The organism is Vibrio sp. Vb1755 (assembly GCF_033338635.1).
Classification (GTDB): Bacteria; Pseudomonadota; Gammaproteobacteria; order Enterobacterales; family Vibrionaceae; genus Vibrio; species Vibrio alginolyticus.
Genome location: NZ_JAWOTA010000033.1, coordinates 1 through 14071, shown reverse-complemented (window position 1 = coordinate 14071; position 14071 = coordinate 1). Strand labels below are relative to the sequence as shown.

The following is a 14071-nucleotide window of genomic DNA, read 5'->3' as shown; positions in this document are numbered from 1 at the left end:
AAGGAAGGGAGCTTCATTCGCCGTTGTGAAACGTTAGGAGACAAAAATGTCACAAGACAACGCTAAACGATTAAATAAATTCATCAGTGAAACGGGGTTTTGCTCACGCCGTGAAGCAGACAGACTGATTGAGCAAGGCCGTGTCACCATTAATGGCAACAAACCTGAAATGGGGACAAAAGTGCTACCTGGTGATGATGTTTGTGTGGATGGTAAGCCAGTGGCAGCAAAAGAGAAGCCGATTTATATCGCTCTCAATAAACCAACAGGCATCACCTGTACAACTGAGAGAGACGTCCCTGGAAACATCGTTGATTTCATCGGCCACCAAAAACGTATCTTTCCGATCGGCCGCTTAGACAAACCCTCTGATGGTCTGATCTTTTTGACCAACGATGGCGACATCGTGAACAAAATCCTTCGCGCAGGCAACAACCACGAAAAAGAGTACGTCGTACGCGTGGACAAGCCAATTACAGGAGAGTTTCTCAAACAGATGTCGAGTGGCGTTAAGATTCTCGACACAGTCACCCTACCTTGTAAGGTAACGAAAGAAACTAAATTCTCTTTCCGTATTGTGCTCACTCAAGGACTTAACCGTCAGATCCGTCGCATGTGTGAAGCGCTGGGCTATGAAGTATTCAAGCTGCGTCGCGTACGCATCATGAATATCTCTCTTGATGGTATTCCGAATGGAAAATGGCGTTACCTAAGTGACGAAGAAGTGGCAGAGATCCTAGCAATGTGTGAAGGCTCTGTAGGTACAGAAGAAGCATCAAAAACAGACTCTAGAGGTCGCAACATTCGTAAAGCGACCGACGCGAAGCTGTTTGATAGCCGTGAAGAAAACCAAGATTCTACTGCTCGTCGTAACCAGAAGACACGAACTTTCCGCGGTAACAATGCTGATGAGTTCCGTCATGCACCAAACTCGAAAAAAGGTCAACAAAAGCGTCGTCAGCGTGATGATGAAGGCGGACGTCCAGCTAAAGAACATTACAAAGCGAAACCACAAGGTGAACGCAGCAGACCGCAAGGCGAGCATGGTAAATCGCACCGTAAACCAGATGCATCGAGCAATACGCATTCAGCAAACAAGCCTCAATCACCGAGTAAGCCTAAGCAGCATTACATGAATCCAAATGCCGCGAAACCAAGCAAACCAGCTAAACGCACTGGTGGTACATTGAGTCTGAAGAAGTAACACTTCACTGACACAGGCAAGATCAAAAAAGGACGCTCATGAGCGTCCTTTTTATTTGTCATGAGTTTACAAACAAAGAGGTGCAAACTGACCACGAGTTAAGCTCAGCAAATCTCTCGGGGCTAACTCAATTTCTAAACCACGTTTACCAGCACTCACACAGATTTTGTCTTGCTCTGCTGCGCTTTCGTGCAAAAAAGTAGGTAAGGCTTTCTTCTGCCCTAGTGGGCTAATTCCACCAACGACATAACCTGTGGTCTTTTGGGCGATTTCCGGATCAGCCATATCGGCCTTTTTGCCCTTCGCTGCTTTCGCCGCCAGTTTTAGGTTCAGCTTTTGATCAACAGGGATAATCGCAACCGCAAGGTTCTTTGGCTCCCCGTTCAAGCAGAACAACAAGGTTTTAAATACTGTTTTCGGATCCTGTCCTAGCACTTCAGCAGCCTCCAAGCCATAACTATCGGCTCTAGGGTCATGCTCATACTGATGAATCGTGTGTGGAATTTTTTTCTTTTTCGCAAGATTAATGGCCGGAGTCATCAAGATTCTCCTCATAAAAACAAAAAGCGCAGATTGAATTGGATCTGCGCTTTTAGTTAATGATATCAGCGAGTTTGAGTCAATCGCTTTTTCTCTGTTGGGTTACTGCTCAATCGCCGTATCAACTAAATACGTGATTTCACCCGAAGGGGCATACTCATTAACATCAATAGGGCTGTGTGTTTCTAAATAATCCTTCAAAACTTCAGCATCGGTAAAACCTGTATTTACATACCCTGGATGATCGTCGATTTTAGGGTAACCATCACCACCAGCAGCATTGTAGCTTGGTACGGTAAAGCGGTAATTACCATCTAAGCGAAGTTGCTTATTACCAATAAACACATTGGTTACCTCACCATTATTGATACTCATCGCAATGCCGGCAAACTGTGCATAAGCACCAGAGTCAACAGGCTTAGTTGCAACGACATTTAGATAATCTAATACCTCTTTACCCGTCATATCAACGTAAGAAACCATATTGCCAAATGGCTGAACAGTGAGCACGTCTTTATAAGTAATATCACCCGCAGCAATCGAATCTCGAACACCACCAGAATTCATTACGGCGAAATCTGATTTCGCACGTTCCATGTGAGCCGTTGCAATTAATCGACCTAAGTTTGTTTGCTGGTAACGAACCACATTGCGGTCACCCTCAAGCTTACCGTTAGATTCTGCAATCTTCACGTTTAGCTTGCCCTGACCTTTTTCTTGATAAGGACGAAGAAACTCAAGCATCATTTCGTCTTGTTTAATCTCTTCTTGGATAAAGACTTGTTGTGACTGACCATCAACTTTAACTTTCTTTTTCAAGTTTACAGGGATCAGATCGTAGCTCACCATCGAGAGTTCGCCATTACGAAACTCGTAATCGGCGCGTCCCACATATTTCCCCCACTCATGTGCCTGAACAATAAAGGTACCATTTTGTTTATCGGGCTGACATTCATCACCTGGTTTAAAGTTCTTTTTGATAACGTTTGGACCTTCCATGCACACAGGTTCTTGTGAGTGTCCTCCAACGATCATGTCGAGATCGCCGTCATTCAAATAACGAGCTAACGCCACATCGCCAGGAGCATTGATGCCTCTATTACCATTTTCATAGTGTCCCATATGCGTGACAGCAAAAATCAGATCTGGATACTCTGTCTCTTTCAGTTCTGCAATCAACTCCTTGGCTTCTTCTTTCGGGTCACGGAAGTCAATTTGTTCAATGAATTCAGGGTTGCCAAGTTTCGCAGTGTCTTCGGTTGTAAGACCAATGACCGCAATTTTAATGCCCTGCTTTTTAAACATCGCGTATGGTTGGAATAAACGCTTGCCAGTATTTTTATCGTAAATATTGGCAGACAACATCGGAAAGTTTGCCCACTCTTGCTGCTTGAATAGCACGTCCAATGGATTATCAAACTCATGATTACCTAGAGCCATCGCATCGTAACCAATTTTGCTCATGCCTTTGAAATCCGGCTCGGCATCTTGTAAATCAGACTCAGGTACTCCTGTGTTGATGTCACCACCAGAAAGCAATAACACGCTCCCCCCCTCAGCCTGTATTTCTTCGCGCAAATCATCGATTAACGTTTTACGCGCCGCCATGCCATATTCACCGTATCGATTTTGCCAAAAGCGACCATGATGATCGTTAGTGTGCAATACGGTCAATTTATAGGTTGTATCGGCATTCCATTCTGGTGCAGGTTGCGTAGCACACCCAGCTAACGAGGCCAAGATAGCGGCACTCAAAACAGTTTTGATCATCAGACGCTGATTCATTTATTTACCTTTTTCTTATTGGGATTACTGATGCACATTTTAAGCATTGGATCTATTTGAAAACCACGTGCACCCTAACACATTGATTTAATAATTATGATGCATTGTTTAGCAATAACAAATTCATCAGTAACAAGTTTGAGAATTCACGGCTTTTCAGATAAAAAAATAGCCAACACTCGGTTGGCTATAGTATTTGTTACCACCAGTCATCTGGCGTTTACTTGATATCGATATCTGCAAAGCTCTTGATCAGATCATCAAGCGATTTCATTTGTGCTAAGAATGGCTCTAACTTGTCTAGAGGCAGTGCAGATGGGCCATCACAACGCGCTTGGTCTGGGTTTGGGTGCGCTTCGATAAATAGACCTGCGATGCCTGTCGCTAGACCCGCTTTAGCAAGCTCAACTGTCTGCTCACGACGACCGCCAGATGCTGCGCCTGATGGGTCACGCATTTGTAGTGAGTGCGTTACGTCAAAGATGATTGGGCTACCTTTCGAAGCATTTTTCATCACACCAAAACCAAGCATGTCTACAACTAGGTTATCGTAACCGTGGCAAGAACCGCGCTCACATAGGATGATCTTGTCGTTACCGCATTCTGCGAACTTCTCAACGATGTTACCCACTTGACCTGGGCTCATAAATTGAGGTTTCTTCACGTTGATAACCGCACCTGTTTTGGCCATAGCTTCAACAAGGTCAGTTTGACGAGCTAGGAATGCAGGAAGCTGAATAACGTCTACCACGTCAGCGACAGGTTGAGCTTGCGCTTCAGTGTGAACGTCCGTGATGATCTTTACACCAAAAGTGTCTTTCAGCTCCTGAAAGATTTTCATACCTTCTTCCAGACCTGGACCACGGTATGAATGAACAGAACTGCGGTTTGCTTTGTCAAACGACGCCTTAAATACGTAAGGAATACCAAGTTTTTCCGTTACTTTTACGTAGTGCTCACAGATCTGCATCGCAAGATCACGAGACTCAAGAACGTTCATACCTGCAAATAGGGTGAATGGCTTGTCGTTAGCAACCTGAATGTCGCCGATATTAACGATTTTCTGTTCCATTTTGATTCTCTTTTTCTGTCCACGATACGCCACCGTTCGGCACATCGATAAAATTAGTGAAGTGTGACGTGCGTTTCACTCATCACATTAACTTGTGATTTTAGTAGCTCGGAAGCCGGATCGTCAGGGCATTGGTCAATAAAGTACTGAAAATCTGATACCGCTACTTGAGGGCACTCTAGCTGTTGGAAAATAAAACCACGGTCACGAATTTCGTATGGGTCATCTGGCACAAATGTTAGAGCAAGATTTGTACAACGTAATGCCAGCGTATAATGCTCTTCACGCAACATCGCACTTTTAATCAATGCCAACCAGCGACCAATAATTGTTGGGTTGTCAGCTTCCTCAAAATGTTCAGGCTTTAGCTGAGCTAACGGTCCTTCCTGGCCAATAAGCCAAGCTTGAAGAATCCTTTCACCTACATACTCACCATTAAATGGGTTGATGTAGTCTGGCTTCTTATGCATCCAATCGACTTTTAACAGGAACTGAGTAGGGAAAGTAACTCCCTTCAACGGGAACCCCAGCTTTTTGCCTAGGTATAACAAAATCGAACCTAAGCTCACAGGAATACCTTTTCTGCGCTCCAACACTTTATCGATGAAGCTGTTGTCCGAAATAAAGTATTCCTGCTCGTCGCCTTTGAACCCCCACTCGTGGAAAAACAGTCGTAGGAATGCATCAAATCGTTGCTCTTCATCGGTTTCATGAACAAGCGTGGCTTCTGCATCTTTGTAAAGACGCTCTAACTCTTGTTTCGCCCAATGTACTTTGGTTTCTGGGTTAATCGCTTTGTTTAGCTCAAGCGCACCTTCCACCAACGGTATATTGTCAAAATCTTCGTCAAAAAACTCTAACATGACGTCTATCCAAATAACGTAGGGCTCTTAGACACAGCAATGTTTGCAGCCATGACCAACCAACCTAATGCGCCGAAAAAGCCAAATATCTTCAGTAGGTTGTTTTTCGCAAGTTTCAATGAGAAGAATCCAAGCGCAATGTACGCCAGTACGCAGGTGATTTTGTTTGTTAACCACGGTGCGGCATCGGTAAACGGGATGAAACCCGTAATGAAAATAAGCGCGATACCTGACACTAGCAATGCAGTATCAACGATGTGGGGAAACACTTTCAAAAAGCGATTATTTCGCTTCGGTGAGTTCATCATCATTAACACGAATCGGATCGATAGTAGCGTCGCGCTGAGAGCGATCGTCACTAAGTGTATGTGTTTTAGAGCTACGTACATTTTTCTTCTCTTTTTAGTTAGTGTTTGCTGACTTCCATGATTAACTGGCCAGACAACCAAGTGTTACTCGATCGTTACCGCCATAATCTTTTTCCGTAGCGACCTGTTGGTAACCAAAGCCACGCATTATCTCACGCACCGCCTCACCTTGATCATAACCATGTTCAAATGCCAGCCAACCGCCCACTTCAAGATACTGACGAGCAAGATCCGAGATATGACGAATATCAGCTAAGCCATTCTCTTTAGCAACTAATGCAGATTTTGGCTCAAAGCGCACATCGCCTTGGGATAAATGTGGATCTTTTTCATCAATATATGGCGGGTTGGAGACAATTAAAGCAAACTTCGTACCTTCTGTAATAGGCTCAAACCAACTGCCTTGAGCAAAGGTCACATTTTTGATGTTTAGCTGCTCAGCATTGTACTCTGCAAGTGCTTTCGCTTCTTGCTTAAGGTCTACGCCCATCACTTGACGCTTTGGCATTTCAGATGCAAGCGCGATGGCGATAGCTCCCGTCCCCGTTCCAAGATCTAAAATAGGCCCAGTCTGCTCGTAGGTCTTATCGAGTGCAACTTCGACCAAACGTTCTGTATCCGGTCTTGGGATCAAGGTAGAGGGAGAAACTTTGAATGGTAAAGACCAAAACTCTCGCTCACCAATAATATAAGCGACGGGTTCACCAGTTAAACGTCGTTCAAGTAGAGCGTCAAACTGAGATTTTTGCTCTGCTTCTAATGCTTTTTCTGGCCAGGTCAGCAGGTAAGTTCGTGGTTTGCCAAGGACATGGCAAAGGAGTACAGCTGCATCGAGAGAAGGCGACTCTTTGCCGCCTTCTGCCAGTTTCGCCGTCGCACTTTTCAGTGCTTGCTCAATCGATTGAACTTGGCTCATCGATTAGCCGTTCTCTGCGAGCGCCGCAAGTTGGTCTGCTTGGTGCTCTTGAATCACAGGATCAATCAAGCTCTGCAGGTCACCTTCCATCACTTCGTTCAAACGATAGATGGTCAGGTTGATACGGTGATCAGACACACGACCTTGTGGGTAGTTGTATGTACGAATACGGTCACTACGGTCACCAGAACCTAGAAGGTTACGACGTGTATCAGACACTTCTGCGGCACGACGCTCTTCTTCCGCTTGAACGATACGAGCAGCAAGAACCGCCATTGCTTTCGCTTTGTTCTTGTGCTGTGAACGCTCATCCTGACACTCTACTACCGTACCCGTTGGTAAGTGGGTAATACGAATTGCAGAATCCGTGGTGTTAACGTGCTGACCACCCGCGCCAGATGCACGGAACGTATCGATTTTCAGGTCTGCTGCTTTGATTTCAGGCAGATCCGCTTCAGGGATTTCCGCCATTACTGCTACTGTACAAGCAGAAGTATGCACACGGCCTTGAGATTCAGTTGCAGGAACACGCTGTACACGGTGACCGCCTGACTCAAATTTCAACACGCCGTATGCACCGTCGCCGCTTACTTTCGCGATCATCTCTTTGTAACCACCGTGCTCTGCCTCGTTTGAAGACATGACTTCGATGCGCCAGCCACGCTTTTCTGCGTACTTGCTGTACATACGGAATAGATCACCCGCGAAGATACCCGCTTCGTCGCCACCCGCACCTGCACGAATTTCTAGGAAACAGTTACGATCATCGTTCGGATCTTTTGGCAGAAGAAGAATCTGTAACTCATCAGTAAGACGCTCAATCGTCGCTTTCGCTTCTTTGATTTCTTCTTGCGCCATTTCACGCATTTCTTCGTCGTCTTCGTTTGCCATCTCTTCAGCGGCGACAAGATCTTCTTGTGCTTGTTGATAAGCTTGGAAGCACTTGGTTACTTCTTCTAGCTGAGAGTACTCTCTTGATAGAGCACGGAATTTGTCCTGATTTCCAATTACATCAGGATCACCAAGAAGATGTTGAACTTCTTCGTAACGTTCTACTAGCGTTTCTAGCTTAGTCAGAATAGAGGCTTTCATAGTGTCGTTTTCTTAATAAAAAGCGTGAGTTATAGATCATCCAAGCCAAGTGTTTGGCGGATAATCGTTAATTTTGCTGGTTCGCCTTGCTCTGCTGCACTTTGCAATGCGCGAGTTGGAGCGTGAATCAGTTTGTTGGTGAGTTTATTACTCAGCTCGCGCAGCACTTTCTCCGGATCTGCGCCTGCCGCTAAAGATTGCAAACTTTTGCTCAGTAACTCTTCACGAATTTCGTTGGCTGATTTGCGATAGTCGCGAATACTATCGACGGCTTGCAGTGAACGCAACCATGTCATAAATGCAGCGCTTTCTTCACTAACAATCGCTTCAGCTTGAATCGCTTCGACTTTACGCTGCTCAATGTTGCTGTCGATGATAGATTGCAAGTCATCAACAGAATACAGATATGCGTCGTTCAGTTCACCGACTTCCGACTCTACATCTCGCGGCACCGCAATATCTACTAACAAGATAGGTTGATGTCGGCGCTGCTTTAGAGCCGTTTCGACCATACCTTTGCCAATAATAGGCAATGGGCTCGCCGTTGAGCTAATCACAATGTCCGCTTTCGCCAAATGTTCAGGAATTTCGTTCAAACTGATCACTTCTGCGCCAAATTGGTCCGCTAAGCCTTGCGCGCGCTCTTTAGTGCGGTTCGCGACAATCATTTTTGTGCAACCGTTGGACGCTAAATGCTTCGCGACCAATTCAATCGTCTCGCCCGCACCAACTAAAAGCACGGTTGAATCTGATAACGACTCAAAAATATGTTTTGCCAGTGTACATGCCGCATAAGCCACGGACACGGCATTACCACCAATATCTGTCTCTGTTCTTACCCGTTTGGCGACTGAGAACGTCTTTTGAAACAGTTTATCAATCGAGGCATCGACAGCTTGATGATCTCGCGAGTCAGAAAATGCTTGCTTTACCTGCCCCAAAATTTGAGGCTCACCCAACACCAGAGAGTCAAGACCGCACGATACGCGCATCAAATGCTTTATTGCAGCTTGTTCTTCATGAACATACAAACTCGGCATTAAATCTTCGCGGCTCACTTGATGAAATTGAGCAAGCCAATCGATCAACTTGTTTCGCGCTCCTTGCTTAACATCGCAGTACAACTCAGTTCGGTTACAGGTTGAAACAATCACACTGCCGTTAACCGCTTCGTGCTCTCTAAGTTGCTCGAGTGCAGGGCCGAGTTTATCCGGACCAAACGCCACCTTCTCTCGCAAGTCGACAGACGCTGTATTGTGATTAATTCCAATAGCAAGCAAGGACATCTAACGTGGTATCTCTGGGATAGGTTATAAAATAGGTCCAGAATTTTACTGTAAGCACGCATTTATTGAAAGGGTAAGCCGGATTTGTTTTCCTAAGTGCGACTTTTCAATGCTATAGTTGTGAGCGATTCCCGATGAAACTGATTAATAAGCCATCAAACATGACGTTACGCTCCTTTATTCTTTTTTTCTTGTCGAGCTTACTGCTCGCTGGTTGTTCGTCCGTTCCTGAAAGTGTTACCAGCGTTGAATGGCAAGCTCATGAGCAGCGACTCGAAACCATCCAAGATTTTCAAGCAACGGGGAAACTTGGTTATATTGGCCCAGACCAAAGACAAAATTTAAACTTCTACTGGAAACATTCTTCAGCACTAAGCCAGTTGCGTTTAACAACGATTCTCGGACAAACGGCATTAAAGCTCACCATCACCCCACAAGGCGCCACAGTAGAAACTTACGATGATCAGGTCCTTTCTTCTCGCAGTGCTAATCAGCTGATTTACCGTCTTACAGGGTTGATGATGCCCGTCGATCACATGCCTGACTGGCTATTAGGTCTACCGACCGATGCCGACAAATTCCAACTGTCTCCAACCAATACACTGCAAGCGTTAAACAAACAAATTGGTTTAAATGATTGGAGTATTGCTTATCAACGATATGGCGACGTTCAATGGCATGAACAGTCTCTCCCTCTGCCAAATAAGCTGAAACTCACCACAGCTGATGTCAAAATAAATCTAGTGATCACAAAATGGAACATCACCCAATGATTGAACTTTCAACACGCTGGCCATCACCAGCGAAATTGAATCTCTTTCTATATATCAACGGCCGTACAGAGAATGGCTACCACGAGTTACAAACCTTATTCCAATTCGTCGATCACGGCGATGAGCTCACCATTCAAGCGAACCATTCTGGTGATATTACGATTTCTCCAGACATAGAAGGTGTGCCCCTTCAAGACAATTTAATTTGGAAAGCAGCAACCGCGCTTCAAACTTACTCAAACTGCCCTTTTGGCGCGCATATTGAGCTACAGAAAGTGCTGCCTATGGGTGGAGGCATTGGTGGGGGCTCATCGAATGCAGCTACAGCATTAGTGGCACTGAATTACTTATGGCAACTGAATCTAACTGACGACGAACTGGCTGAAATAGGTTTAAAACTAGGCGCAGACGTGCCCGTATTTGTGCGCGGATTTGCAGCTTTTGCTGAAGGTGTTGGTGAAAAACTCTCTCCTGCTTATCCCGAAGAAAAGTGGTATTTAGTCGTCAGACCGAATGTATCTATTGCAACCGTCGACGTTTTTTGTCATCCAGATCTGACGCGAAACACCCCAAAACGAGATCTAGAAACACTTTTAAATACGCCAAGCGTAAACGATTGCGAAAAAATTGTACGAATGCTCTACCCAGAGGTTGATAAGCAACTTTCTTGGCTGCTACAATACGCGCCGTCAAGATTGACGGGGACAGGATCTTGCGTTTTTGCTGAATTTTCGAGCAAATCTGAAGCAGAAACTATCCTTGCACAACTCTCTGATAAAGTCTCGGCATTTATCGCTCAAGGGCGCAATATTTCGCCATTAAAAGAGACTTTGGCTGAATACCAATCAGCCTCACACCGACCTATTTAAACTGGACGCAAACCCGAGGTTTCCACCGTGCCTGATATGAAGCTATTTGCTGGTAACGCAACACCTGAACTAGCCCAACGTATTGCTGATCGTCTTTACATCTCTCTTGGTGATGCATCTGTTTCTCGCTTTTCTGATGGCGAAGTTGCAGTTCAAATCAATGAGAATGTTCGTGGTAGCGATGTTTTCATCATTCAATCCACTTGTGCACCGACTAACGACAACCTAATGGAATTGGTTGTTATGATTGATGCAATGCGCCGTGCTTCAGCAGGCCGTATCACTGCAGTTATCCCTTACTTCGGCTACGCTCGCCAAGACCGTCGTGTACGTTCTGCGCGTGTGCCAATTACTGCAAAAGTTGTTGCTGATTTCCTATCTAACGTTGGTGTTGACCGCGTTCTAACTATCGACCTACACGCAGAGCAAATTCAAGGCTTCTTCGATGTACCTGTAGACAACATCTTCGGCACGCCAGTGCTACTTGAAGATATGCAGGCTCGCGGTCTAGATAACCCTGTAGTGGTATCTCCTGACCTAGGTGGCGTTGTTCGTGCTCGTGCAACAGCAAAAGCACTAGGCGACATCGACATCGCAATCGTAGATAAGCGTCGTCCACGTGCAAACGTTTCTGAAGTAATGAACCTAATCGGTGATGTTGAAGGTCGTGACTGTGTGATCGTTGATGACATGATCGACACAGGTGGCACACTATGTAAAGCAGCTGAAGCACTAAAAGAGCGCGGTGCTAAGCGTGTATTCGCTTACGCTACTCACGCAGTATTCTCAGGCAACGCTGCGGATAACATCAAGAACTCAGTTCTTGACCAAGTTATCGTAACTGACTCTATCTCTCTGTCTAAAGAGATGGCTGCAACAGGTAAAGTGACAACACTAAGCCTATCTCGCATGCTGGCTGAAGCGATTCGTCGTATCAGCAACGAAGAGTCAATCTCTGCAATGTTCAACTAATACGAACATTTCAGTTACACTGATTTCAAAAGCACCCCTCTTTGGGGTGTTTTTTTATTTGTACTGATAACTAGAAAATCCCTTGGTCGCCCACCGCGAGTTTTCTGTGCTATCATACTGCGCTTTTTGAGATTCCAGAGAGATCCTAACCTTGAGTCAACAAATCAAACTTCTTGTTGGTCTTGCTAATCCAGGACCAGAATACGCCAGAACTCGTCACAATGCGGGCGCTTGGGTTGTAGAAGAATTAGCACACGTTCACAACGTTACACTGAAGAACGAACCAAAGTTTTTTGGTCTAACAGGACGCATTATGGTCAATGGCCAGGATCTCCGTTTGCTTATCCCAACCACCTTCATGAATCTATCAGGTAAATCGATCGCAGCGCTTGCGAAATTTTATCAAATTAAACCTGAAGAGATCATGGTTGCTCATGACGAGCTAGACTTACCGCCAGGTGTCGCTAAGTTTAAAAAAGGTGGGGGTCACGGTGGACACAACGGTCTGCGTGACACCATTAGCAAACTGGGCAATAACAAAGATTTTTATCGTCTTCGTATTGGCATTGGTCATCCGGGACACAAAGATAAAGTGGCGGGTTTTGTATTAGGTAAAGCGCCAGCTAAAGAGCAAGAGCTTTTAGATGCAGCAGCTGATGAGGCTGTTCGTTGTCTAGATATCCTGATTAAGGATGGCCTATCTAAAGCACAAAATCGCCTCCACACGTTCAAAGCTGAATAAGGTTACTATCATGGGTTTTAAATGTGGCATCGTTGGTCTACCTAACGTAGGTAAATCAACTCTGTTCAACGCACTAACTAAAGCGGGTATCGAAGCAGCAAACTTCCCGTTCTGTACCATTGAACCAAACACTGGTGTGGTTCCTGTGCCAGATCTACGTCTAGACGCACTAGCTAAGATCGTTAACCCACAGAGAGTTCTTCCAACGACGATGGAGTTCGTGGACATCGCTGGTCTTGTTGCTGGTGCATCACGTGGTGAAGGTTTAGGTAACAAATTCCTAGCTAACATCCGTGAAACAGACGCGATTGGCCACGTTGTACGCTGTTTTGAAAACGAAAACATTGTTCACGTTTCAGGTAAAGTTTCACCTATCGAAGATATCGAAGTGATCAACCTTGAACTTGCAATGGCTGACCTTGATTCTTGTGAGCGAGCGATTCAACGTAACGCGAAGAAGGCAAAAGGCGGCGATAAAGACGCAAAATTTGAACTAACCGTACTAGAAAAACTGTTACCAGTACTAACTGAAGGCGGCATGGCACGCACAGTTGAGCTATCTAAAGAAGAGTTAGCAGCAATCGGCTACCTAAACTTCCTAACACTGAAGCCAACTATGTACATTGCAAACGTAAACGAAGATGGCTTCGAAAATAACCCATATCTAGATGCGGTTCGTGAGTTCGCAGAAAAAGAAAACAATGTCGTTGTACCTGTATGTGCAGCTATCGAATCTGAACTATCTGAACTAGAAGATGAAGATCGCGAAGAATTCCTAGCAGATATGGGGATCGAAGAGCCGGGCCTGAACCGTGTAATTCGCTCTGGTTACGAACTACTGACTCTACACACCTACTTCACAGCAGGTGTTAAAGAAGTACGTGCTTGGACAATCCCTGTTGGTGCAACTGCGCCTCAGGCGGCAGGTAAGATCCACACTGACTTCGAGAAAGGCTTTATTCGTGCAGAAGTAGTCGGTTACGACGATTTCATCCAATTCAATGGTGAAAATGGCGCAAAAGACGCAGGTAAATGGCGTCTAGAAGGTAAAGACTACATCGTAAAAGATGGCGATGTTGTACACTTCCGCTTCAATGTTTAATTAAATGAATGAATTCTAAACACTTCATTTACACTAAAAGCCAGCTGTTAAGCTGGCTTTTTTAATACCTTAAGTAAATGAACAAAAATAAATTACGCAACTGCAAGCTAATTTATTTCCAGTTTTAGATCATAAACACGCCTCTTTGTTTAAAAAGGAAGCGAACGAGGTTTTTTCCGAAATTTATTAAAAAAAACTGTTGACGGATCTCACTCAACTTCGCATAATGCGCGCCGTTCCCAACGACAAGGCAACAAAGCGTTGAGAACAAAAAATATGGTTTTGGCTACGTAGCTCAGCTGGTTAGAGCACATCACTCATAATGATGGGGTCACAGGTTCGAATCCCGTCGTAGCCACCATGAACAACGTTATTTAGGTTTTTACCAATTACCTTGATAACTACAGAATAAGTTGCGGAAGTGGCGGAATTGGTAGACGCACCAGATTTAGGTTCTGGCGCCGCAAGGTGTGAGAGTTCAAGTCTC

General features: G+C 45.0%; 14 protein-coding genes and 1 tRNA gene. 7 read left to right on the top strand and 8 right to left on the bottom strand.

Translation table 11 applies throughout. The features are described from left to right. Positions 1–46: 46 nt before the first annotated feature. On the top strand, positions 47–1204 hold the full coding sequence (gene rluF / locus R7E00_RS20195; RefSeq protein ID WP_158173715.1) for a 23S rRNA pseudouridine(2604) synthase RluF: 1158 nt from the start codon (positions 47–49) through the stop codon (positions 1202–1204). Positions 1205–1270: 66 nt separating this feature from the next. Here rluF and ybaK read toward each other — a convergent pair whose 3' ends face one another. From ybaK to hemA, 8 genes are all read right to left on the bottom strand, one after another. After that, positions 1271–1744 carry a Cys-tRNA(Pro) deacylase gene (gene ybaK, locus R7E00_RS20190; RefSeq protein WP_005384092.1) on the bottom strand — a complete coding sequence of 158 codons (474 nt, stop codon included), beginning with the start codon at positions 1742–1744 and terminating at the stop codon, positions 1271–1273. Positions 1745–1846: 102 nt separating this feature from the next. Beyond that, a complete protein-coding gene (gene ushA, locus R7E00_RS20185) occupies positions 1847–3529 on the bottom strand; it encodes a bifunctional UDP-sugar hydrolase/5'-nucleotidase UshA (protein WP_262606269.1) in 1683 nt (560 codons plus the stop codon). Positions 3530–3749: 220 nt separating this feature from the next. After that, complete coding sequence (kdsA, locus tag R7E00_RS20180; protein WP_005384095.1) at positions 3750–4601, bottom strand: 3-deoxy-8-phosphooctulonate synthase; 852 nt, start codon at positions 4599–4601, stop codon at positions 3750–3752. A 53-nt stretch (positions 4602–4654) separates the two neighbouring features. Then, a complete protein-coding gene (locus R7E00_RS20175) occupies positions 4655–5464 on the bottom strand; it encodes a SirB1 family protein (RefSeq protein WP_005384098.1) in 810 nt (269 codons plus the stop codon). A gap of 5 nt (positions 5465–5469) precedes the next feature. Further along, positions 5470–5853, bottom strand: coding sequence for a SirB2 family protein (locus R7E00_RS20170; RefSeq protein ID WP_005382225.1), 384 nt, complete (start codon positions 5851–5853; stop codon positions 5470–5472). A 40-nt stretch (positions 5854–5893) separates the two neighbouring features. Further along, on the bottom strand, positions 5894–6748 hold the full coding sequence (gene prmC, locus R7E00_RS20165; RefSeq protein ID WP_017634841.1) for a peptide chain release factor N(5)-glutamine methyltransferase: 855 nt from the start codon (positions 6746–6748) through the stop codon (positions 5894–5896). A 3-nt stretch (positions 6749–6751) separates the two neighbouring features. Continuing rightward, entirely contained in the window at positions 6752–7840 is a 1089-nt protein-coding gene (gene prfA / locus R7E00_RS20160; protein WP_005382222.1) for a peptide chain release factor 1, read from the bottom strand. A 29-nt stretch (positions 7841–7869) separates the two neighbouring features. Further along, positions 7870–9126, bottom strand: a complete 1257-nt coding sequence (gene hemA / locus R7E00_RS20155) for a glutamyl-tRNA reductase (RefSeq protein ID WP_005384104.1) — start codon at positions 9124–9126, stop codon at positions 7870–7872. Between the two features lie 134 nt (positions 9127–9260). Here hemA and lolB point away from each other — a divergent pair, with 134 nt between their 5' ends. From lolB to R7E00_RS20125, 6 genes are all read left to right on the top strand, one after another. Next, positions 9261–9899, top strand: a complete 639-nt coding sequence (lolB, locus tag R7E00_RS20150; protein WP_017634843.1) for a lipoprotein insertase outer membrane protein LolB — start codon at positions 9261–9263, stop codon at positions 9897–9899. Then, on the top strand, positions 9896–10768 hold the full coding sequence (gene ispE / locus R7E00_RS20145; RefSeq protein ID WP_064369040.1) for a 4-(cytidine 5'-diphospho)-2-C-methyl-D-erythritol kinase: 873 nt from the start codon (positions 9896–9898) through the stop codon (positions 10766–10768). The genes lolB and ispE overlap by 4 nt, the downstream gene beginning before the upstream one ends. Positions 10769–10795: 27 nt before the next feature. After that, the gene (locus R7E00_RS20140) at positions 10796–11740 is read left to right on the top strand and encodes a ribose-phosphate pyrophosphokinase (RefSeq protein ID WP_005393176.1); all 945 of its coding nucleotides are present in this window, start codon (positions 10796–10798) and stop codon (positions 11738–11740) included. A gap of 151 nt (positions 11741–11891) precedes the next feature. After that, on the top strand, positions 11892–12482 hold the full coding sequence (gene pth, locus R7E00_RS20135; protein ID WP_104978865.1) for an aminoacyl-tRNA hydrolase: 591 nt from the start codon (positions 11892–11894) through the stop codon (positions 12480–12482). A 10-nt stretch (positions 12483–12492) separates the two neighbouring features. Further along, positions 12493–13584 (top strand): redox-regulated ATPase YchF, encoded by a 1092-nt coding sequence (gene ychF, locus R7E00_RS20130; RefSeq protein WP_005393178.1) that lies wholly within the window; start codon positions 12493–12495, stop codon positions 13582–13584. 284 nt (positions 13585–13868) lie between these two features. Then, positions 13869–13945: transfer RNA gene (locus tag R7E00_RS20125), tRNA-Met, on the top strand. The last annotated feature ends 126 nt before the right edge of the window (positions 13946–14071 follow it).

Bases quoted from the DNA above. Each gene is read 5' to 3' on its own strand.
- ispE (WP_064369040.1), top strand. From the start codon at position 9,896: ATGATTGAACTTTCAACACGCTGGCCATCACCAGCGAAATTGAATCTC.
- ybaK (WP_005384092.1), bottom strand. From the start codon at position 1,744: ATGACTCCGGCCATTAATCTTGCGAAAAAGAAAAAAATTCCACACACG.
- prmC (WP_017634841.1), bottom strand. From the start codon at position 6,748: ATGAGCCAAGTTCAATCGATTGAGCAAGCACTGAAAAGTGCGACGGCG.
- rluF (WP_158173715.1), top strand. From the start codon at position 47: ATGTCACAAGACAACGCTAAACGATTAAATAAATTCATCAGTGAAACG.
- lolB (WP_017634843.1), top strand. From the start codon at position 9,261: ATGAAACTGATTAATAAGCCATCAAACATGACGTTACGCTCCTTTATT.
- ushA (WP_262606269.1), bottom strand. From the start codon at position 3,529: ATGAATCAGCGTCTGATGATCAAAACTGTTTTGAGTGCCGCTATCTTG.
- hemA (WP_005384104.1), bottom strand. From the start codon at position 9,126: ATGTCCTTGCTTGCTATTGGAATTAATCACAATACAGCGTCTGTCGAC.
- R7E00_RS20170 (WP_005382225.1), bottom strand. From the start codon at position 5,853: ATGTACGTAGCTCTAAAACACATACACTTAGTGACGATCGCTCTCAGC.
- R7E00_RS20175 (WP_005384098.1), bottom strand. From the start codon at position 5,464: ATGTTAGAGTTTTTTGACGAAGATTTTGACAATATACCGTTGGTGGAA.
- kdsA (WP_005384095.1), bottom strand. From the start codon at position 4,601: ATGGAACAGAAAATCGTTAATATCGGCGACATTCAGGTTGCTAACGAC.
- prfA (WP_005382222.1), bottom strand. From the start codon at position 7,840: ATGAAAGCCTCTATTCTGACTAAGCTAGAAACGCTAGTAGAACGTTAC.
- ychF (WP_005393178.1), top strand. From the start codon at position 12,493: ATGGGTTTTAAATGTGGCATCGTTGGTCTACCTAACGTAGGTAAATCA.